This window comes from Mangrovivirga halotolerans (genome assembly GCF_026241165.1).
In the GTDB taxonomy this organism is placed as follows: Bacteria; Bacteroidota; Bacteroidia; order Cytophagales; family Cyclobacteriaceae; genus Mangrovivirga; species Mangrovivirga halotolerans.
In genome coordinates this window covers 400,581-424,511 of sequence record NZ_JAPFQN010000003.1, presented here as the reverse complement: position 1 = coordinate 424,511, position 23,931 = coordinate 400,581, and the positions used below count along the sequence as shown (strand labels likewise).

Below are 23,931 nucleotides of genomic sequence, written 5' to 3'. Positions count from 1 at the left end.
ATTTTTACTATCTTTGAGTAAAGTTTTAGATTAACCTTATGTATAGACTAATAATTACTTTATTCTTTTCAATATCAATATATTTTTGTCATGGGCAGGAGTATTCAGTTAAAGGAGTAATTACAGATGGAAGAACTCCAATACCCGGGGCAGTAGTAAAAACTGAATCAGGTACCGGCACTGTCACAGATGAGAATGGAGTGTTTGAACTAACAGGATTACCGGGTAAAAACCAAAAACTGCAAATCAGTTGCCTTGGATTCAAAACAAAAACAGTTGAGGCATCAGTGAATAAAAGCCTGAAGATCGAGTTACAGGAAAATATTCTCGGATTAAATGAAGTAACCGTAACTGGCACTATGATGCCCAATGCTCGAAAGAATTCAACAGTAAAGGTCGAAGTTATTTCTTCCAGACAAATGAATAACTTTATTCCTTCCGGAGGTTCATCACTAATGGAATCTTTTAAAATGATCAATGGAGTAAATGAGGTTGTTGCGTGCGGAGTTTGTTATACAAATTCTGTAAGCATTAATGGTCTGCCTGGCGCATATACCGCTATTTTGATCAATGGAACGCCTCTTTTTGGTAATCTGGCCAGTGTTTACGGTCTTAACAGCATCCCCTCCTCAGTAATTGAGCGTCTGGAAGTAGTCAGAGGCCCTGCTTCAACTCTGTATGGTTCAGAAGCTATGGCCGGGGTTATCAATGTGATCACAAAGGATGAATACCATATGCCAAAAGCTTCTTTCGATCTGATGGGTACTAGTTTTGGCGAACTCTATGGAAATGCTGTATACAGCACTGAAATTGGCGAAACAAATGGTGTTATTGCAATAAATGGCGGTTATAAAAGAGCTTTCAAAGATAAAAACGAAGATCAATTTAATGATATGATCGATTTTGAAAGAGTATCCATGTATACTAATTGGAATATAGCTCAAAAGAATGGCAATAATTTTAAATTAGGTGCCCAGGTATATTATGAAGACAGAAGAAATGGCACTGAATCATATTTAAAAAATAATGCATACAGAGATATAAGAGGGAATGACTCAATCTACGGAGAAAGCATCTATACCAAAAGGATGATGATTTTTGGGGAATACGAGTTGCCAGGAATTAAAAATTTAAATGTTACTTTTTCAATGAGCAATCATGAGCAAAACTCCTATTATGGAAGTGACCTCTATGAAGCCAGTCAGAAAACCGGATTTATTACAGTTAGCAAAACTTTCAGTATAAAAAATCATACGGTACTTTCCGGCGCGACATTCAGATTAAATCATTATGATGATAACACAGTTGCAACTGAAGAAACTATAAATTCCGGCCAGATTATAAATAATCCATCTGCTCAATATATTCCTGGGATATTTGTTGAGGATAATTGGGAAATAAATGATTCATGGAGCCTTCTCAGTGGTTTGAGACTTGATTACTACAATGCTCATGGATTGATACCTTCGCCACGATTGCATATCAAGAAAAAATTCTCTCCGGTTACCTCCTCGTCGTTGAGTTTTGGCACTGGGTTCAGAATTGTAAACTTATTTACAGAAGATCATGCTTTTGTCTCCGGTCAGAGGGATATTATTATCGAGGAAGATCTCAAACCTGAACAATCGTATAACATTGCCTGGAACCTTAATCATATCTACACATTTAACAATAATCAGGGAATGCTCGATCTGGATGTATTTTATACGCGATTTTCAAATCGTATCACACCGGACTATGATACCCCGGGGCAAATTATATATGCTAATACACAAGGACATTTTATATCAAGGGGTATAAATATTTCAAATGTAATAGACTTTCAAAATGGGATCACCATCAACCAGGGAATGAACCTCCAGGAAGTTTATGAGCAAACTGATGAAGGGTATCAATCTATCGAATTCGCACCAAAATGGACTGCCTTAACTTCGATTGCATACGAAATACCTAAAACAGGATGGTCGATGGGTTTAAATATGAGACTGAACGGACCAGTAAGGATGCCACTCACCTATGATCTTTCTGCTAATAATGAAGAAATTGCCAGACCACGTTGGACACCCACCTATTTTGTCGCTGACCTTAAGGTCGAAAAGACATTTAAGCACGGGTTTTCTGCTTACACCGGCATTAATAATGTATTTGACTACATCCAGGAATATTCTCCGTTATCAGGAACAGAAGATCCAGATTCACCTATTGGTTTCGCAGATAACTTCGATACTGCTTATAACTACGGGCCTGTTGCCGGAAGAAATTTTTTCCTGGGAATAAAATGGGAATTACCTCACAAGGATTCACATTCTCACTAAAATGCTATAGCTTTGCAATGTGTTAAAGTCATTTTTTTCAGATACTTATCAATTTGAAGCGGGGTGCGATGAAGCAGGACGAGGATGCCTTGCAGGTCCGGTAGTTGCCGGAGCGGTGATCCTGCCTAAAGATTTTGAACACGATATACTTACCGATAGCAAAGCGCTAAATAAAACAACCCGGGAATCATTAGTTAATGACATTAAAGAGGTTGCCATTAGTTGGGCTATCGCTGTGGTTGAGCCTGAAGAAATCGACCGGATAAATATTTTAAAAGCTTCATTTCTGGCCATGCATAAAGCCGTTGATCAATTAAAAACCAGGCCTGACTTGTTATTGATCGATGGGAATCGCTTCACCCCTTACCCGGAGATCAGTCACGAATGCATTATTAAAGGAGATTCAAAATATTTTTCAATAGCTGCCGCGTCGATACTTGCTAAAACCCATCGGGATATGTTGATGGAAAGGTATGCCGAAGAACATCCTTATTATGGCTGGGAAAGAAACTATGGCTATCCTACCCGACAGCACAGAGATGGGATACGCACCTATGGAATTTCGCCACTACACCGGAAAAGCTTTCAATTACTACCCAGGCAATTAGATTTATTTAAAGAAAAATGATTGCTCAAACACCTGAACCACCTTATTACGCAGTGATTTTCACGTCAATAAGAACCTCTATTGATCAAGGTTATGAAGAAATGGCAAAAAGAATGGTGGAGCTTGCCTGCCAGCAACCTGGATTTTTAGGTGTTGAATCAGCCAGAGAAGAAATAGGGATAACAGTTTCTTATTGGAAAGATCTGGAGTCAATTAAAAATTGGAAACACAATTCCGAACATTCCTTTGCTAGAAAGAAAGGCAGAAAAGACTGGTACAAATCATTTAGAATACGAATAGCAAAGGTAGAAAAAGATTACGGTATGTAAATAAGGCCGCCCCTGTTCGAGGCGGCCATAAAACCAATAGTTATTCCTTCAATATTTTCAACACCGTTACTTCTCCATCATAATCAGTAAGCTTCAGGAAGTAGGTACCACGATAAAGTCCTCCAAACCTGAAAGGTAATTCAGCATAACCATCGGAATTCAAAATGATCTCAGTTGATCCATAAGAATTAAATTGAGAATCATAAAGTTCGGCTGTCCATAATCCATCTTTATTGTTATTAAGTTTTAAATTGACAACATCCTGAGGTGGATTCGGATAAGCAAGTACCGACATGTTCATAGCTGCCATTGTCTCACTAGAAGGAGTACATATACCATACACTTCTATTTCATTGATGTTAAAACCCCATGGTCCAGACCTGGTGAAAGACCACAATCTGATCGCATCGGTAGAGACTGAACCATCGAAATCCATTTGATCATTGTCTCCATTGGCATTCAAATCTTTATAGAATACTCGCCAGATACCATCGGCATCCCGGTATTGTAATTCATACCAGGTAGCAAAATTAACTCCCCAATCGATGTTGATCTCATGAATATCATAAGTTGAACCTAACTCAACATACCACCATTGGTTATCGGCAGATTTTGATCTCCAGTCTGACTTCAAATTCCCATCATTAGCCATTTCAGCTACAAAAATGAGCGCTTCTTCACTGGAAGCAACAGAAGGTTTATTTAATGACAGGCTACCTACCAGTGAAACACTGCAATCATTACTAACAACTGATCCGAATACCGACTGAGTCATTCCATCTGCTGTCAGTATCACCTCATATTCACCGTCCATCAATCCGGAAAGCAAACCTGTTTCAGAGTCAATATTCACATTTCCGATAGCACTCCAGGATACATTCGAAGGAATGTATTCACGTCCAAACTGATCTTTTGCTGTAAACTCATAAAGAATTTCCTCTCCCGGAGATAGTGAATAATAATGTGGTGAAACATCAATTGTAGTAAGAATTGGATCTCCTTCTCCACAACTGCCAAACAATTCGAATTCATAAATTGAATAGCCAAAAACAGTCGCCGGACTATTGAGTTTTAATCTGACAAACCGAGCATTTACCGGAGTCAGATTAAGCTCAGTAAGCTGGTCTGTATTGTTTATTTTAGAATACCAGGTACTCCATTGTTCTGATTCATTAGACCGAACAAGAATATCAAATGAAGAAGCGAAATTATAATCCCACAATATTCTCACACTATCAAGCATATTTACTTTACCCAGATCAACCTCATAGTATTGATCCGGATCAAAAGTTGAATGCCATTTTGTATATGGTAAACCATCTGCTGCTTTATTTGCAATCTGCCATTCGGATGCAAAAGAACTTGCCGAAACACTGCCAGTCATCGTTTGATTTGTTTTTGAATAGATATCACATTGCCTTTTTATAACTTCAAAATCAAAACCAATATCTACTGTTTCGGGTTGATAACTGTTGTAATTAACCTTTAGTAGTTTGCTATAATCACCCAAATGTAATCTTCCGGCATCCACAGTAAGGTTTAAAGATTTAGATTCACCTGGCATAAGATGAAGTGACTTAATTTCAGAACGAACAACAGGCATTTTTGGTTTGCCATTAATAATTTCCACATTATCGATCTTCGCTAAAACAGAATTTCCTTCATCCTCACTATTTGAAAAACTGAAATAGAAAATAGGATCCCGATAAGCAATCTCAGTATCCATTAATTTACCATTGTAAAATATTTTATTCTCCTTAGTAAATTTATTGTACGTAAGCACAAAGTGCTTGTAGCCAGTATCATTATTAAAACTAAAGATCTCTTCATTCCCTTCAACTAAGCCATTATTATTAAATCTTAGAATTTTCGATGGAATTCTTCGTGTATGATTATGGGTAGAAAAATTCCAGTTATTAATTATTGAATCCGTATTAATGAACATTGAAAAACTAGAAACAGAGTCTTCTGGAAATTCAACCGTTGGATAAGTAGCCGACCTGATATTTGCCCCACCTGATGTTGCTCTCATCACCAAATGGTTTTCAGGAGAATAGGCATCATAATCCTCTATTGTAACGAGTGAATTTGCATTTATTTCATACCTTGGTTTTATATCTCCAGGTTCGAGATCATCAAAATTCTCAGACAATATTTCTTCCTGAAAGAATAATTCCTCATTAGATGGTAAGGTATAATCAAATGTAATCAAAACAGGACTTTCTCCTGAATTGTAAAAATTCACGTCAACCTCTTTAGTATTTCCTTGTTCTACATCGAGCTCAAACTGGTCTCGATCTACCATTAACTTTCCAGGAGATAGTATCTTAGTATTAATCTCAAAGATTTCACTAACTCCTGATTTAGATTCTGATAAATTAATTTCTGAATTATAAATTCCATCAGGTGTTCCTTTAGAATCTACTAAAATAGGGAAACTCACTTTCTCACCTATTGGTAATACTTTGGAGGCAGGGCTTTGTAAAACCACGCTGTTTTCCTCCGTCAACTCAATATTATCCAACCATACAGAAGTTAGATAATCAATTCGAAATGCTGAAAACCTCAAATAAACGATATCCCCTGCTGATGCGTATTCACTTAGAGAAATATCTATGTCAGCACAATCCACATAGTCACTCCAGTCATCCCATACCAATAATTCATTCCAGCTTTGTTTATTATCAGTTGAGACACTAACTGAAAATCTGCCGAATGCCATCAGATTCAAAAAAGAAACACCGAATTTTAGATGCGTATTATCAGAATTAATCTTTATTCCTGGAGAAATCAGGTCAGCACTTCCTCCACCATCACCCCCATCCATACCTATGTAATTACCAATTACACATTCTTTTGAATCTGCTAATCGATGATAAGATCCTGGATTTAATGACCAATTAATACTCTTGAAAAAATAAAGGGTGGGAATTTCCTTCCAACCTTCCAACAAATACGAATTTTCAAAATCCTCTAAATATATCCTTGATTCTTTCTTTTCGAATGGATAATCTTCCAGGTCTTTTATTCCCGTTGTAAACACCAGGTCTTCTCCTCCCGTATTTATAACCTCTATATTAATTAAGGTGTCAGATTCGAAAAACACTTTTGGCTGGGCATTAATTAAATTGGTTTCAAATTTGGGTATCCCAATTATCGACAATAGTAAAGAATGAACGGTGGTAGCTCCTGTATAATCGATAAATATATCCTTGTAGTACTGCCCGAAATCCGATCCTTTTTTCTCTAGAATAATTTCTATTATATCAGATGAACCTGGAGATAAGTTACCTGAAGCAAGGTTATTGAGCAGGTAACTTTCATCTATACTCCTGTATCTCTTATTATATATTTCAATATCATCTATATATATCTCACAATTCCCATCACAATTATCCAGTGCAAGAATAAAAAGGCCATCGAGATACTTAGGGAAAGTTAGTTCAGGTGAAAAATCCTCAGTGGAAAACTCATATACCAGTTCATCATTCAGAAAAATTTTATATTGATTTCCAAACTCATTATTCTGAACACCAACTTTAAAGTACTCGTTGGTGATAAGATCGAAGTCAAGATCTATTATTTCACCTTCATAAACCTGAAACTGCACCTTATTTTCCCTGGTGTTGAATAATAATTTGCCTAGCTCAGGGAGAGAACTTCCTCTTAAAATGACTGCCCATGTGGTTCCCTCAGAAATATTTAATCTCACTTCCGCAGAATAAATCTCTCCTTCTGGAAAATCAATAGGCGTCTCTATTCCTAATCCCACTCCAGAGTCAATCGCTCCATATAATGCTTTCTTTCCTGAATAAGGCTTATCTTCAGTTATTTTCCAATCGCCATAAATCGGATTGGCCCATTCCTCAATATATTCGGACTCTCCTTTATTTACTTCAAAACCAGTAGCTTTTAAAAACTGGCTTGTTGTATCAATTTCATTAAAGCTCATTCCCGGACCCATCGAAATTGAATAATTAGCGGGGAATTCACCAATATTTTTAAGTTCAAACTGCAAGACCCCTTGATTGTTATCCAGGATCTCAACGTAAGAAGCTAATGGCTCTACAACTAATTGAGGCCCTAACACCCGGACGTTAAAAAACAAGGTATCCACATTATCAACAGGCTCATTCGTTTCAAACCTTATGCCATAAGAATATATATCCCTGGGTAAATTCCTTGCATCAACTTTCATTCTAATCTGATCAGTGGAATTTGAAGGAGTTTCCCCTGCAATATTGACTAAGGTAATTATTGGATTGTCTCCTTCATTAAGCTCAACTAAAGACAACTTGTATTTTAATAATTCACTTCCGGTATTTTTAAAATCAAGTCGGAATTCATCGATTGTATGATTGCTTAAAACTATATCATCATAACTTTCTTGAAATTGAAGAATTGGCGCTGAAAGGATCTCTCCGGAAATATTAATTTCTTTAACCGGAACCTTAGAGTCATTTGAATAAATCTGTATTGTTTCGGATATATCCTTTGGATATGATGTTGCAACCTTTAACTTAATAGCTGTTCTGTCAAAAGATAATAAAGGTGAAGTAGTAAAATCTATACTTTCAAAAATACCCTCTGCAACTACGACCTTATTAATTGAAAGGTTTTGAAGACCGGAATTTCCAATGTAAATATCTATTTCTTTTGATTCACCCTGATATATTGATCCAAATTCAACATCATTATTTAAAATTTTAATCGAGGGGCCGTAATTTACAGATGACTTCATAGCATTGGCGGCATTAAGTCTTCCCCAGCCAAAATCTCCTATGTAATTTGGGTTCTGCTCATCAATATTATCCGCAGATTGTAAAAGCATTGATTTAACTTTTTCAGGAGTAAACCCTGGTTTACCATAGGCTGACAATATTAACGCAGCAGTACCTGAAACGTGAGGACATGACATTGAAGTACCAGATAAATACCGATACCATCCTGAAGTGTATGTACTAAGAATATATGATCCCGGAGCAGCAATATCTACCCAGTCACCATAATTGGAAAACCAGGATTTCCTGTCATACCGGTCAGTTGAAGCAACAGCAATAACCTGATCAAGGTAACTGGGGAAAATACGCAGGTCATAATTATCATTCGAAGCAGAGAAAAACACAATACCTCCTGCCATCGGACCAACCTGGTTTCCGTATTCATCCTTTCCAGCCTCTTGTATAAAGTAGTTTATAGCTTCTTCATATGAACGAAGGTAAATGTTAGGAGAAATGAAGGACCAGGAATTCTGGCTGATGACGGCTCCGTTATCAGCCGCATAAACAAAACTTTCCTGAAACCCTCCTGTACCATTCGGACTAAAAGCCGCACAAGACATCAGTTTCACACCGGGGAGCTCCCTTGATCCTCCTGCTATACCTGCCACCCCAATTCCATTATTTGTCGCTGCGCCAATTGTTCCTCCTACGTGAGTACCATGATAATTTGGCGTGTAATCTCCTTTTCGTTCTCCAAAACCATATCCATGATAATCATCGATATATCCATTTCCATCATCATCGATGCCATTTCCAGGGATTTCATCTTCATTAACCCACATGTTGGCAGCAAGATCCGGATGGTCACTTTGAATTCCACCATCGATAACAGCAACTATTACTTCAGGTTTACCTGTATTTTGTTTCCAGGCTTTTAAAACTTCAATATCCCCTCCATTATCAATGGTAGGGTTTTCCAAAGAATATTGCAGGTAGAAATACGGGTCATTGGTTCCAAATGGTAAGGAACCTGAGGCATCTTCTTCAAAAGCTAATTCTTCTGGTTCAGAATATGAGGGCATAACCAGTGGTTCGGCATGTTCCACGAATTCAAATTCATGAAAATCAGCAACCGCTTCTTCAACCGGTATACTTTCATCAATTTTCAGAACAAACCAACGGTGCAAGCCATATTTTCTATGCTTATTTTCGAATTTTTCATTATACGGAAAAAGCCTCCGTACAGCAGTACAATTGTTTTTTTGTGCAACAGAATCAAATTCTGAATCCCCAATCTGAAAAGTAGATTGGCTGGATTGATTTGCTAATTCATTGAGTTGAATAGCCTTCTCTTCCGATACTTTCACAGTGACAAAACCACTTACACAATGGTCTTGTGCCTGGGAAACAGAAGGCAATAGAAATACCAGGAGCAAAAGAAATAATTTCGCTCCAGTTTTTAGGGTGAGAGTAAAAGTTTTCACGACTTAAGGGATTTAGAAATCCAAATTTTATCGAGGTATCATTCTTTCACTAACTTAACAGTAGTTGAATATCCTTCTGAATCCACAAGTTTTAGTATATATACTCCCTGGATCAGAGTATTAACATTAACTGGTAATTCAGTCGAATTGGCATTTAAATTAATATTACCATTGTAAAACATATTATACTGGCTGTCATATAACTGAGCATTATATGCGCCCTCAAAATTTTCTCCAACCTTTATTTTCAAAGATCCGTTCACCGGGTTCGGATAGGCTATCAAACCAAACACTTCAGAAGTAGCCATACCCATTTGTCCGGGAGTACAAACTCCATATACTTCAATTTCATTGATGTTAAAACCCCAGGGTCCTGACCTGGTAAAAGACCACAACCTGATCGCATCAGTAGAAACCGAACCATCAAAATCCATTTGATCATACCCTCCGTTTCCACTCAGATCTTTATAGAATACTCTCCATATTCCATCAGCATCACGATATTGAAGTTCATACCAGGTGGCAAAATTCACTCCCCAGTCGATATTGATTTCATGGATATCGTAGGTAGCTCCTAATTCAACATACCACCACTGGTTATCGGCATATTTAGATCGCCAATCGGTGGTAATATTTCCATCATTAGCCTTTTCAGCGTTAAAAGCATCCCCTTCCTCACTTGAGGCTACAGAAAATTTATTTAAAGCCAAGCTACCAACCAAAGAAACTTCACAGTCATTATTAACTACCGTGCCAATAGCCGAAGTGGTAATATCATCAGCAACTAAATTAACTTCGTATTCTCCTTCTGCTAATCCAGTTAATATTCCTGTTTCCCGATCAAAATCAACTAAACCTGTGGCACTCCAGGAAACTGAAGATGGAATGTAATTCCTTCCATATTGATCTTTGGCTATAAAATTATATTTCACTTTTTCTCCTTGTGAAATAGTATAATATTCTGGGATAATCTCTAAGGAGGATAACCTCGGTTCTTCTTCTAAACATCCTCCGAACAGTTCGAATTCGAATATGGAATAACCAAACAATGTCACCGGAGTCTTTAATTCCAGCCTTACATATCTGGCAGTAACTTGAGATAATTTTAATTCTGTCAGTTGTGAATTGTTATTTAAAGTAGAGGTCCAAAGTATCCATTCATCAGATAATGAAGACCTCACCAGAATATCAAAAGCAGAAGCATAATTATAATCCCATAAAATTCTTACGCTATCAATCATATTGACATTTCCAAGGTCAACTTCAAGATATTGCTCGGTATTAAAGTCTGAACTCCATCGCGATGTTATTAACCGATCAGCAGCTTTTTGAGGATTTTGAAATGGTAATGAAGAAGAACTTGCGCTAAAAATCCCAAGTAAAGATTGATTAACCTTAGAATTTAGAATACATTTCCGTTCGACTACATTTATATCGAAAGTGAATTCATTATTAATAATTGAATTTGAAACATAATTAGAGTTTAGCGTTTCATGATATTCTCCAAGTTTCAATCTACCAGCATCAACAATAAATTTTAATTCTGCAGTTTGCCCCGGTCCGAGAATGAATTCCGGATCACCAGATCTGACAATTGGCATTACACTTTTACCATTAATCACATCGATATCATCTATTTTTAAATTAGAATCATAATCTTGTCCATTGGATTTAAAGGTAAAACCAGTTGTTGGAGGGTTACTGATTAATGTACTGTTTAACAACTCTCCATCAAGAAAAATTTTATGTTCTTTTGTCAGGTTATTATGACTTATAACCAAATGTTTATACACACTATCCGCATTATATTTACCTAAATAGGTTTCTTTTCCGCCATCTCTCACATACATATCTTCATACTGAAATAATAATCTCAAAGACCTGTACTGATCTAAAAAAGAACTTCCTCTCCATTCCCAAAACGTAGTGCTTGCTGAATCCATTTTCAAAAACATTGATACACTGGTGACAGAATCTATCGGATCAATTATTTCGGGATATTTTTCAGTCATAATTCTTGAAAATGCAGTTCTTGGTTCCATTACAAGATGAGAAGCTCCCGAATAAGGTGAATAATCATCAATAAAGACCTGATCATTTGTGCCTAAACCCATATACTGCTTCAAGCCTCCTAAAGGAAAATCCTCAAAATCAGCCGCATAAATATATTCAGTATCGGTAATTTTTTGACTGTCTGGAAGGTTATAATCAAAATTTAAAGTCAAAGGACTTTCTCCACTATTATTAATTGTTAAGCCTATTTCTTTATACTTTGCCTGTTCGATGACAACATCAAAATGATCTTTTTCAAACTCCAAAACAGGTGGTCCTAAGACATTTACCTTCAAATCAAAATAGGTTGTTAAAGTATCATACCCTTTTGCTTTTACCGCCGATTTAATTTGATACAATCCATCTTTAACACCTCTAGAATCTAACTTAATCTCAACTTCTTTTTCAGTACCTACTGGTAATAAAAAACCTCCTTCATTTGAAGCAAGACTACTTTCGTACTCGAATACTTCAATATCTGCTAAATAACCTCCACTAGCATATTCTATACCGTAGGCATGCCAACGTAATTTAAACGATTTGCTATTTCCTTTGATAAAAGGTTCAAGATCTACTTCTACTCGTTCACATTCATGTACTTCTCTATAATCATCCCATCTCAATACATTTATCCATGACACCCCACCATCGAAAGAAATATCGAGATCCAGGATATTTTTCCCCAATCCACTATCATGAGTAATTAAATATGAAACTTTAACTTTCGATGATCCTGTAGTAATTTCAGGTGAGATTAATTCTGTATCCAATCCAAATCCATCCCCTGTACGAGGAACGTCCTGATCGTCATAAATTATCCCAGATATACTGTAACATGAAAGATTTTGAGGTCTAAGCTGAGGATAATACCCAAAACCAGCCCATTTAATTCCTGACCCTGTATTGTCTTTAATCTCCCAAATATACGGTATAGTATATAAATCAAAATCTTCCTTAAGAACAGTAGATTTTTTAATATTCATTTCTGGAAACTGATCTTTAAAATTTAGGTCAAACCATAGATCCTGTTCACCATTATTATTAATATTAAAAGTGACCAAGGTATCACTATTAAAATATACATTTTGGTCGATCGAAGCTTTGTCAATTTCAAATCCTATTTCTCCTATGATATTTACCTTTAACAAATGGGCTACTGATTCCTGAGCATTATCTTTAACGATAAGATCTCTATGGAAAATCCCTGTAGTAGAATTATTCGAATTAATTTCAAAATTGACTTTTTTAATTTCATTTGGACCAATTTTTTCATTAAAAGCACTTGTAATGAATGAATAATCAGCTGAACGATAGGATCCTTTCATTTGCTCATAATTGTCAATATCAACATAACCTCCACCCCCTTCTAAACTTAACAAACGAATATTTGTAGCTCCTGCGATTGCTCCTTCAAATTGCAAAACCATCTTTCCGTTGATATACAATTGATCCATGGATCCCTGATAATTGGTTACTGCTAACTCAAAATATTCTCCAGGGGTAAAGGCATTCTTGAGATCAACTTCTGTTAATTCATAACTCGGCCCATTAACATATTCCACATATATATCCCCTGTAGATGGATTTACGAATAAGAAGGCCTCAATAAAACTAGGCTCTCCAATATCAATTCTCCATTCCTTATCTCCAGCAATCCGAAAATTTGATTTAATATAAGATGGATTATTATATAGTTCATAAATTTCAATTTCATCTGGTAGGAAGAAAATATCAATTTCATCACTGCCATATACTCTATAATGATAATCACCTTCAAAAGGTGAATCAGTTAATATTTCACCTTCCCCCCATTCATTAAATATTTCAAGATCTTTATTATTATATTCAAAACCAGTAGCATAATAAACAATTGAATCTTTGAAAACACTTCCTCCAGGTTGATGAAGAAATTTTAAATCCCCTCCGACTTCTCCAATATTCTTAACGCTAAAACTATGGGTTATTGATTCTCCTTTGTTCAAAGTAACTTCTGAAAATTCTTCAATTAGCACCAACTCCGGACCTAACACTTTCACATCAAAAAACAAGGTATCGACATTATCTACAGGTTCATTCGTTTCAAACCTGACACCATAAGAATACGTGCCCCTGGGTACTCCCCGGGCATCAATTTTCATTCGAACCTGGTCTTCTGAATTGACAGGTGTTTCCCCAGTAATATTAACAATCGTATTGATCGGATATCCATCTCCCTGAGGGCCGACAAGAGATAAACGGTATGTTAATTTTTCATTGCCAGTGTTTTTAAAGTCAAATCGAAATTCATCGATTGTGTTGTTATCAATGATTACATCTTCATAAGAGTCATTCAGAGTAAGAATCGGTGCGGGAAGAACATTTCCGGAAACCAATAATTCCTTAATCGGTTCATTTTCATCATTGGAATAGATTAATAGCTTTTCAGAAAAAGGGCCAGCAGCTTTTGGAATGAATTCAAAACTTATTTCTGTTCTATAAAAAGAGCGAAGTGGTAACCTTGTAAACTTAAAATCCCTGAAACTACCCGATTCAGATTCTACCTTTGATATAGATAGGTTTTCAAGTCCAAGATTGCCAATATTAATAACCACATTTTTTGACTGACCAAAATAAATATCACTTATAACTAATTCTTCATATGGAAATTTTAATAAAGGGCCTCTTGCGACACTAGATTTAAATCCTTTTTGAGCATTTAGTCTCCCCCATCCCAGTGCACCTATGAAATCAGGATTAGTTGCATCAATATTATCTGTGGAAGAATACATTAATGATTTCACTTTTTCAGGTGTAAATCCTGGCTTGCCAAATGCAGAAACCATTAAAGCGGCAACTCCGGAAACATGGGGGCATGACATGGATGTTCCGGAAGCATAGGCATATCTATTTCCAATATAAGTACTAGCTATCCATACCCCCGGAGCGGAAATATCTACCCAATCTCCATAATTTGAAAAGTTGGCTCGTTTATCCTCATCATCAGTTGCTGCTACTGCAACAACCTGATCAAGATATGAGGGAAAAGTCCGTTCTTTGCTATTTCTATTGCCCGCTGAAAACATTACCAATCCACCAGCCATTGGTCCAACCTGATTACCAAATTCATCTTTACCGGCTTCATTAATGAAATAATTAATAGCTACTTCATAAGAAGGAATATATATATTGGGAGTTCTGAAACTCCATGAATTTTGTGCAATCACTGCTCCGTTATCAGCAGCATAAATGAAACTTTCCTGCCAACCTCCATTCCCTTTTGGACTAAAGACTGCACAGGACATTAACTGAACGCCGGGCTTATTTCCTGATCCACCCGCAAGCCCCGCCACACCGATTCCATTATTGGTTGTTGCTCCAACAGTTCCTCCTACATGTGTCCCATGGCCATCTGGTGTATAATTTCCATTTCTTTCACCAAAACCATAGCCGTTATAATCATCGATGTAACCATTGTTATCATCATCAATTCCGTTGTTAGGAATTTCATCCTCATTAATCCACAGGTTTTGTTTTAAGTCTTCGTGAGTTTGCTCAATTCCACCATCGATCACCGCAACTATTACTGCCTTATTTCCTGTATTTTGTTTCCAGGCAGGTAAAACATTGACATCGCCACCAGAAGCTAGTATAGTATTTTCAAAAGAATACTGAAGATAAAATAAAGGATCATTTGATCCTGATACTAATGTACCTGCATCAGAGTAATCTATCACTGATTCAAAAGGTTCCTCATTATCAGGAACCATTACCGGTTCTGCAACTTCAACATATTCAAGCTTTTCATAACTTTTGATCACCTCTTCAATGGAGGCTCCTTCATCTATTCTCAGTGTAAACCACTGATGGAGACCATATTTTCTGTGCTTTTGATCAAACTTCGGATTATACGGGAATAATCGTGTTATTTTCTGACAAGAATAGGCTTGTGATAAATTATCCAGTTCGGCGTCACCTGTCATCGTAACGTTACCGGATGTGTGATTCAATTGTTCATTGAGTTGCAGCGCAACTTCTTCTGAAACTTTTATGGTAACGAATCCCTGCTTACAGTGATCCTGACCGATTATATTAAAACTGATAAATAGAATGGTAATTAGCTGGAATAGCTCTTTCATTCCAGCCCAGGTGGTAGATTTTTTCATGATGGTTAATAAATGGGACTTAAATACTTAACTAATTTTTAAATAATAACATTCCTTTACAGGCATAATAGCTGCAGATATCCCGCAGACATAACCTTAGTAAATGAAACCAACCGGAAATAAAGATTCATTGAAGTTAAGCTCTACGGTAACTATTCATAATCTCTAATAAAGTTACAAACTAATTGTGATAATCTTATTTTTAATTGTATTTTTTTATTAAAAATTAGATGTAAAACATAAAAAACCGCCTGTTACCACATCAGGCGGTTAGCTTCTCAGCCATCATGAAAATTAAACCTATACCACACCACAGTTTAATTAAGTTTATAACCGGAGGTTAATATTTTTGTTTTGAAAAAAAGTAAATTTTTAAAATATTTTTTTGAAGAAGAGAAAAAAATCAATCGGCGGTACCTTAGAAAAAGGTACCTATATTCAGAAAAACAACTGTGTTGAATGGGATCAATCCGAATATTCGCCGATATGAATATTTATTTTTAAGAGTGAAAATATTTTTTTCGCGATTATGATGATCTTGTTTCTCGAGATGGAGAATAATAATATCACTAAAGTCTATATTTTATTTATCAAAACCAAAAATTGAACTTTATTAAATTGTTAATAAAGGAAATCAATATTACTTAATCTTAAAATCGCTAAAATAGAATTCAGCTTTTTTCCTACCTTTGTGGCGATTTTCAATAAACATAAACGACATGGAGCTCAAAAAAATTGCATTAAATGATGTTCATGAAAAGCTAGGCGCTAAAATGATGCCTTTTGCAGGTTATAATATGCCTGTAAGATACTCTTCAGACATCGAAGAACATAAAACAGTTCGTGAAGGTGTGGGTGTATTTGATGTATCTCACATGGGTGAATTTTGGGTAGAAGGACCGAAAGCCATTGAGTTGATCCAAAAGGTCACATCTAATGATGCTTCTAAACTGGTTGACGGACAAGCTCAATATAGCTGTCTGCCAAACGAAAAAGGGGGAATCGTTGATGACCTGATCGTTTACAGGTTCAATGAAGAAAAATACCTCCTTGTTGTTAATGCCAGCAATATCGAAAAAGATTTTGAACATATAAGCAAGTATAATGAGGCAATAGGTGCTGAACTAAAAGATGTTTCAGACGACTATTCTTTATTTGCAGTACAGGGACCTAAAGCGACTGAAGTCCTTCAGAAACTTACTGAAGTAGATCTTTCGGCTATTAAGTTTTATCATTTCACAGTTGGTAGCATTGGCGGAGCGAATGATGTAATCATCTCAGCAACAGGATATACAGGTTCTGGAGGATTTGAATTATACGTTAAAAATGATCTTGCTCTTCCGTTATGGGATGCAATTTTTAAAGCAGGAGAAGAAGCTGATATTAAACCGATCGGGCTTGGAGCCAGAGATACCTTAAGACTGGAAAAAGGCTATTGTCTGTACGGTAACGATATTGATGAGACCACCTCTCCTCTTGAGGCAGGACTGGGTTGGATCACCAAATTCACCAAAGATTTCGTTAACTCTGAAAATCTTAAGAAGCAAAAAGAAGAAGGCGTTGACAGAAAGCTGGTAGGCTTTATTTTAGAAGAAAAAGGGATTCCGAGAAAAGATTACCCGATCGAAGATGCTGACGGAAACCAGATTGGGATGGTCACTTCAGGATCACAATCTCCTATGTTGGAGAAAGGTATCGGTCTTGGTTATGTGAAGAAAGAATTTGCCAGCCCTGGGACTGAAATATATATCGCTATTAGAAAAAGAAAGCTTAAAGCGAAAGTAGAAAAATTGCCGCTTTATAAAGGATAATTTATGAGTAAAACGATCGATGTATGCCTTTCTCCGGACTTACTTCATTTACATTCTATTGAAGATAAATTGGTAGTCGTAGTAGATATTCTAAGAGCCACCTCCTGTATGACTGCTGGAATTGCTAATGGAGTTGAGAGCATTACTCCAAAGGCAAGTCTTGAAGAATGCCGGGAATTAAAAGCAAAAGGCTATACAATTGCTGGCGAACGCAATGGTGAAAAGGTTGAAGACTTTGACCTGGGCAACTCACCATTTGGTTATATGGATGATGAATTAAAAGGCAAAAAAATAGCTGTGACTACCACCAACGGTACCGTAGCTATAAATAAGAGTCGAAATGCAAAAGAAGTGATTATCGGATCGTTCCTTAACCTGAGTGCCGTTGCCGAATATTGTAAAAAAAGTCAGTATAATTTACTGGTTTTATGTGCAGGATGGAAAGGAAAAGTCAATATGGAAGATTCTCTTTTCGCCGGAGCACTCGTTGAAGCTTTGGCTGATACTCACGAAAGTGCCTGTGACCCGCCATTAATGACTGCTAAAATGTATGAAGCGGCTAAAGATGATCTGTTAGGTTTTGTTGAGAAATCATCACATGTAAACAGGCTGAAACGAATCGGAATTGGAAAAGATATCGAATTCTGTTTGACGATCGATAAATACTCTGAAATTCCAGTACTGAAAGGCGAAAAATTGATTAAATTATAGTACGAAAGATAATTAACTCAGATTTAATGATCGCCGGGTAGCATTTTTGCTATCCGGTTTTTTTATTTTTAATCCTTTTTAAAAAAAATTTAAAACACGCTTCGATCAGGAAGCGTGTTTTTGGTTAAAACGTGTCTATCAATTTAACCTAATCTAAATCTGCTACCGCTTCTTTCTTTGCATTATTAAGCATTAGCATGTCTTGTGCTACCACCTCAGTTATGAACTTCTTATTACCTTTCTCGTCTTCGTAAGATCGATGGATAAGCTTTCCGTCAATAACTATCTCCTTTCCTTTGGTTAAATATTTACCGGCGATCTCTCCCAGCTTTCCCCAAAGAACAATGCGGTGCCATTGTGTATCGTTTATTCTCTCTCCTTTATTATTGAGGTAACTTTCCGTGGTAGCAAGACTTAATGTTGTCATCTTGTTGCCAGAATTAAACTCTTTAGTTTCCGGATCAGCACCTAAATTCCCGATTAATTGCACTCTGTTTCTTAGTGAATTCATAATAATAATAAATGTTTTGGTTGAACATGTATTGTCGTTTGACAGTGATACAAAGGAAGGAGGAAAGTTTGAAAATAAGAAAATACAAACAGCTACTAAACGGTTACTTCCGTTTACTAACGTTTACTAACGGATAATCTTCTTTTAAAAGCTCATATTATACTTAATCCTTTAGCAAGTTTTAGTTACATTATTACTAACTTCATAGCAACAATTAAGATTGGAACTCCAAAAACAAATTAACCGGTATCATGGATTTAAAATTGGAACTATTAGAACGAAGTGAAAACAAATGCGAACTCTGTGAAGGGAGTAATCCGGAGCACATCTATTTAGTTCCACCAGATAACGAGGAAAGCATTGATAAATCGATCATTTTATGTAACAGTTGCTTTAAACACATTGATGATCCAGCCTCGGGAACCATTAACCACTGGCGCAGCCTCGGAAATACTATGTGGAGTCCGACACCAGCAGTGCAGGTTGTTGCCTGGAGGACCTTAAATAAACTCAAATCTGAAAACTGGGCCGTAGACCTATTAAATACGATTTACCTGGATGAGCCAACGATGGCCTGGGCAAAAGATTCCGGAAATGAAGAAGAGCAAAATGAAGTCATTCACAAAGACAGCAACGGAGCCACGCTGGAAGCAGGTGATACGGTAATCTTAACCAAAGACCTGAATGTAAGCGGTGCCGGATTCACTGCTAAACGCGGTACAGCAGTAAGAAATATTTTACTGGTAGATAATAATCCTGATCAGATCGAAGGCAAAGTAAATGGCCAGCAAATAGTGATCCTGACGAAGTTTGTGAAAAAATCAACTAAATAATTATCTGTTAACCAACCTCTTTTTACCTGAAAACCATAATCTCCTATGTTGGGAATACTAGTTATTTTGTTAATCTCATGGATCTTACTTTACGTTTTTCAACGGAAGTCTATTTTAGCATTAGGAGTATTACCTGTTCATAAAAGACTGTTACAATTTCTTATCGGATTCTGCATCACAGCTATCCTTTGTCTTGGAGTCGAGTTGGCCAAAATACCATTATACAATCTTGGGTTTAATCTGAACCAATCATATGATCTTAATATGCTGGCTGGTATGTTATTGTGGGATATGAAATCTGTAGTTACTGAAGAATTACTATTCAGAGGGGCTCTTTTAATTATACTCATTAAAAAACTTGGGAAGCAAAAAGGCCTTCTCATATCAGCATTAGCCTTTGGTATCTATCACTGGTTTTCATACGGTATTTTTGGCAATGTAGTCCCGATGATTATCGTCTTGATCGGTACGGGATTAATGGGATATGCATGGGCATTGTCATTTGCTAAAACCCAGACTATCTTAATGCCTATCGGACTTCACCTGGGATGGAATTTCACTTTTAACACCATTTTCTCTAATGGTCCGTTAGGAGAAGGTGTTTTCCTTTCAGATGGCGGTGCTCCAATCAGCGACTGGTATTCATTAGTCGGTCTGATCGGTGTTCCGATTGTTGTTTTCCTGATAGTTAAGTATTTGTTTCCTACCGAAAAGGATAAAAATGAACCATCAGAGGTTTTAGCAACAGCTACAAATTAATTTCCATTTAAGCGAAAGAGAATGGCTACTTATGCAATCGGAGATATTCACGGCACCCTGAAGCCATTAACGACCATTTTCGACCAGGGAATCATCGAAAAGGATGATCTCGTGGTCTTCCTCGGAGATTATATCGACAGGGGACCGGACAGCAAAGGAGTGATCGACTGGCTGATTGACCAAAACAAAGAATTCAATTTCAAATTCCTCCTGGGCAATCATGAAATAATGATGCTCAATGCGATGGAGGGTCCCAAAATATTAAATGAATGGCTCATTGCCGGTGGTGAAAGTACCTTAGAATCATACGACATCAAAAATTACCAGAAATGGGTCGAGGAAGTCGATAATTCCCATTGGAAATTCCTCGAGTCCTGCCTGCACTATTATGAAAAGGAAAAATTCATCTTTGTTCATGCTGGCTTAGAACCGGGAAAGAAACCTGAAGAACAGAATGACTTTCATCTTTTCTGGAAGAAATACGAAGAACCTGAAAAATACGACTCCTCAAAAAAAGTGATTTGCGGACACACCTCCAGAAAAGACGGTAAGATCGCTGATTTTGGCCATACGATCTGCATCGACACCTTTGCTCATGGTGGTGGATGGCTCACCTGCCTAAACGTAGATACTAATGAATATATCAAGGCGAATAACAGGAGAGAAATTGACCAGGGTCAACTTTAAAGGTATGCAATCGTGTACTATAGTAAGGATTATGCCTTGCACAATGTAACCAGAGTTACAGAAATGCAGTCCTCTAACAGGTAACTTTACAAAAAACAAAGAGCAATGGCTACAATACAACTAACAACAGAAAAATTTAAAGAAGAAATATTCGATTATACAACAAAACAAGAATGGGAATATAAAGGAGACGTTCCCGCGATAATTGACTTTTACGCAGACTGGTGCGGACCCTGCAAGATGGTCGCTCCGATCCTGGAAGAATTAGCCGAAGAATACGATGGCAAGGTAAACATCTACAAAGTGGATACCGAGGCCGAGGAAGAACTTTCTGCGGTATTCCAGATCAGAAGTATTCCGAGTATGTTATTCATACCGACGGAAAAGCAACCGATGATGCAGGCAGGAGCACTACCAAAAAATACGTTGGAAGAAATTATCAATAAAGAACTTATTAATTAAGTGCTATAACAGTAATAAGAGAAGGTAAGAGGAAGCAAAACTGCTTCCTTTTTTTTTTATTTGAAGGAATTTCAAATCAGTATGAATAAGTTTGAAATTGATCCAAAAACAGGTACTTTCGTACCTTTCATGGGATTTATTCATATCGAAAACTATAATGTAATGAAGTAACAGAAGTGCGGAGTGCTTCATATAAAGTCTTATATCTTCAATTAGAAAAATGAAACGGCATCTAATAACAATATTGGCTTTTACAGGACTATTTTTCTCCTGTATACATGACGAAAAGGCAATTTATCTCAAAGCTGAAAAAATCAAAGGAATCACTACAAAAGCCAATGTGACCTTAAATGGATTTGAAATTGGACAGGTGGATGAAATCAGCCTTAATAAACATGGAAAGTTCTTAATAAAGCTCCGGTTTGACAAACAACCAGAAATACCCATAGATTCAAAATTCTTGATCGAAAATCGAAACTTGCTCGGATTGAAAGGAATTTCAGTTCAACTTGGAGAAGAAAATGAAACTATTGAAATTGGAGATACAATTGAATTAAAAGAAGAGCCACATCTATTTCAAAGTGATTCCATATTAAATAAGGTACAAGAAATTTTTGAACATTTCACTGAACCTAACCAACAGGATTCAATACTGATAGAACTTAGGCGTTTGAACAAAAATTTAGAAGAGCTTAAGAAAGAAAAATAGAAAAAAGGATATCAACATTAATAACTAACCAAATTTCCAGAACTAAGCACAAAAAATGAAAAAACATTTTTTAATATATCTCCTTCCAGTTCTTTTCATCTTTCTTACCGGATGCCATAACAAAAAAGCTGATGAGCAGAAAACTTCTAAACAAGTAAACCTTTCTACTGAGAAGACAACTAATGAAGATAGTTTTATTGTTAAAGAAAATCTATCCGAAGAAAATCCGACTGAGGTGAAAATCCATGAAAATTGCTATTGCAATGGTGTTTATGCTTCTCCTAAAGAACACTTGAAATTCAATGATGATTTAGTTGAATTATGTTCCTTCGATTATGATTCAGTTTCGGGTGTCACATATGAATTTGGTATTTTTGATAAAAACAAAAAATTAATGTTTGAGGGTTCTATACCTTCTTTATTTAAAGTCAAAGAGGATAAAAAAGGCCTTTATTTAATTCAAGAAACCGAATTACCTTCAGGAAAGAGCAATAATTGGAAGTATACACCGGTTATACGACATGATATAGTTGTAGCAGACTCAACAGCCCATATCTCCTCCACAAATATTTATAAAAGATCAAACCTGAAAATAAACAGGGATTCAGTATTGGAATACTTTGAAACTCAGAGCAAAAACCGCCAGCGTTCAATTGAGAACAATTTTGCTAAGCTTTTTATACTGACCTTAGAAAATGACACTAAAGCAATGAAACTAATGGACTCCATAAACCATAACGTTAATTTTGATGCATCTATGGGGCAGTTACAATCCGAATTATCCGGTATCCTGGAATTATTGAATAAAAATTGAATATTAATACCCGGTAGAAAAAGGGTTTGAGTGAATTATTAGGGCTGTTGAATAAATCAGGTGGTTTTCTTAGCTACCAGTCAGCACATTTTCTATACTTTTATCATTTCTACCAAAATTGATTGAAATACAATTGACTTTAACAGATCATTGTATAATATTTATGATCAATTATAATTTTTCGTTATTAAAACACCACTTTCAACCAAATAGCTAATTCAAAAAACTTTGAAGATTAATAAGCAGAACTGGAAAAAATATACAATTGAATTCCTGTCAATATTTATTGCGGTAATTTCAGCCTTCGCCCTTAACAATTGGAATGACAACCGAAGGGATAATACTGCTGAGACTAAAATATTATCGGAAATATTAAATGGCTTAATAAAGGATTCTGAAGATGTTAAGTTGAATGTAACCGGACATCAACAGGGAATTAAATCTGTCATATACTGGAAGGATGTAATCAATGGTAAAAGTTTTAATACCGATTCGTTAGCACAACACTATTACATGTTAACCCGTGACTTTATTTCTCTTCAAAATACATCAGGTTACGAAACGCTAAAATCAAGGGGCTTTGAGTTAATAAAAAATGATTCCCTGAGATCGGAAATCATTTCTCTATACGAATTTGATTACCAGACATTAAAAAAATTAGAAGAGGACTATCCAGAAGCGCAGTTTCATAGCTCCTATTTCAAGCAAATAAACGAAACTATCACTCCCAATTTTATATTTGATCCAAAAGGCAACATTATCGATATCAACCTGCCATTGGATATCAGTGAGAGTGACAAAAAAATTCTTTTAATTAATCTTTGGAAGATTTATGTGAACAGAACTTTTATCCTGAAAATGTATGGTGAGGTGGAGAAAAATATCGAAAGTCTTAAGAAAAAGATTCGCACTGAGTTAAACCAATAACACAGATCTTTTTTCTATCCCTGTCATTTGATCTAATTTGTGTGAGAATGAATTAAG

The 23,931-nt window shown here is 36.2% G+C and carries 15 protein-coding genes; 12 read left to right on the top strand and 3 right to left on the bottom strand.

Annotated features, from left to right (window positions below; translation table 11 throughout):
• Positions 1-38: 38 nt before the first annotated feature.
• The 3 genes from OO013_RS05840 to OO013_RS05830 are packed head-to-tail and all read left to right on the top strand — an operon-like array spanning position 39 to position 3,251.
• A complete protein-coding gene (locus OO013_RS05840) occupies positions 39-2,315 on the top strand; it encodes a TonB-dependent receptor (protein ID WP_266055757.1) in 2,277 nt (758 codons plus the stop codon).
• Positions 2,316-2,334: 19 nt separating this feature from the next.
• Positions 2,335-2,943 (top strand): ribonuclease HII, encoded by a 609-nt coding sequence (gene rnhB, locus OO013_RS05835; RefSeq protein WP_266055756.1) that lies wholly within the window; start codon positions 2,335-2,337, stop codon positions 2,941-2,943.
• Entirely contained in the window at positions 2,940-3,251 is a 312-nt protein-coding gene (locus OO013_RS05830) for an antibiotic biosynthesis monooxygenase family protein (RefSeq protein WP_266055755.1), read from the top strand. The genes rnhB and OO013_RS05830 overlap by 4 nt, the downstream gene beginning before the upstream one ends.
• A 40-nt stretch (positions 3,252-3,291) precedes the next feature.
• On the opposite strand, the gene OO013_RS05825 is transcribed toward OO013_RS05830, so the two are convergent.
• Together OO013_RS05825 and OO013_RS05820 are read right to left on the bottom strand one after the other, a co-directional pair.
• On the bottom strand, positions 3,292-9,456 hold the full coding sequence (locus OO013_RS05825; RefSeq protein ID WP_266055753.1) for a S8 family serine peptidase: 6,165 nt from the start codon (positions 9,454-9,456) through the stop codon (positions 3,292-3,294).
• 38 nt (positions 9,457-9,494) lie between these two features.
• The gene (locus OO013_RS05820; RefSeq protein WP_266055752.1) at positions 9,495-15,650 is read right to left on the bottom strand and encodes a S8 family serine peptidase; all 6,156 of its coding nucleotides are present in this window, start codon (positions 15,648-15,650) and stop codon (positions 9,495-9,497) included.
• A 719-nt stretch (positions 15,651-16,369) separates the two neighbouring features.
• Here OO013_RS05820 and gcvT point away from each other — a divergent pair.
• Positions 16,370-17,461, top strand: a complete 1,092-nt coding sequence (gene gcvT, locus OO013_RS05815) for a glycine cleavage system aminomethyltransferase GcvT (RefSeq protein ID WP_266055751.1) — start codon at positions 16,370-16,372, stop codon at positions 17,459-17,461.
• A 3-nt stretch (positions 17,462-17,464) separates the two neighbouring features.
• Complete coding sequence (locus OO013_RS05810) at positions 17,465-18,172, top strand: 2-phosphosulfolactate phosphatase (protein WP_266055750.1); 708 nt, start codon at positions 17,465-17,467, stop codon at positions 18,170-18,172.
• Between the two features lie 148 nt (positions 18,173-18,320).
• Here the strand turns inward: OO013_RS05810 and OO013_RS05805 are convergent, their stop codons facing one another.
• Positions 18,321-18,683: a single-stranded DNA-binding protein gene (locus OO013_RS05805; protein ID WP_266055749.1), complete on the bottom strand. Its 363-nt coding sequence runs from the start codon at positions 18,681-18,683 to the stop codon at positions 18,321-18,323.
• A 251-nt stretch (positions 18,684-18,934) separates the two neighbouring features.
• Here OO013_RS05805 and OO013_RS05800 point away from each other — a divergent pair, with 251 nt between their 5' ends.
• The 7 genes from OO013_RS05800 (at position 18,935) to OO013_RS05770 (ending at position 23,874) form a co-directional block, all read left to right on the top strand.
• Entirely contained in the window at positions 18,935-19,516 is a 582-nt protein-coding gene (locus OO013_RS05800) for a PhnA domain-containing protein (RefSeq protein ID WP_266055748.1), read from the top strand.
• A gap of 45 nt (positions 19,517-19,561) precedes the next feature.
• Entirely contained in the window at positions 19,562-20,275 is a 714-nt protein-coding gene (locus OO013_RS05795; protein ID WP_266055746.1) for a CPBP family intramembrane glutamic endopeptidase, read from the top strand.
• Between the two features lie 21 nt (positions 20,276-20,296).
• Positions 20,297-20,962 (top strand): metallophosphoesterase family protein, encoded by a 666-nt coding sequence (locus tag OO013_RS05790; RefSeq protein WP_266055745.1) that lies wholly within the window; start codon positions 20,297-20,299, stop codon positions 20,960-20,962.
• Between the two features lie 105 nt (positions 20,963-21,067).
• Positions 21,068-21,424, top strand: coding sequence for a thioredoxin (gene trxA, locus OO013_RS05785; protein ID WP_266055744.1), 357 nt, complete (start codon positions 21,068-21,070; stop codon positions 21,422-21,424).
• Between the two features lie 220 nt (positions 21,425-21,644).
• A complete protein-coding gene (locus tag OO013_RS05780; RefSeq protein WP_266055743.1) occupies positions 21,645-22,133 on the top strand; it encodes an MlaD family protein in 489 nt (162 codons plus the stop codon).
• 55 nt (positions 22,134-22,188) lie between these two features.
• On the top strand, positions 22,189-22,947 hold the full coding sequence (locus OO013_RS05775) for a hypothetical protein (RefSeq protein WP_266055742.1): 759 nt from the start codon (positions 22,189-22,191) through the stop codon (positions 22,945-22,947).
• A gap of 228 nt (positions 22,948-23,175) precedes the next feature.
• Positions 23,176-23,874 carry a hypothetical protein gene (locus OO013_RS05770; protein WP_266055741.1) on the top strand — a complete coding sequence of 233 codons (699 nt, stop codon included), beginning with the start codon at positions 23,176-23,178 and terminating at the stop codon, positions 23,872-23,874.
• Positions 23,875-23,931: the final 57 nt, after the last annotated feature.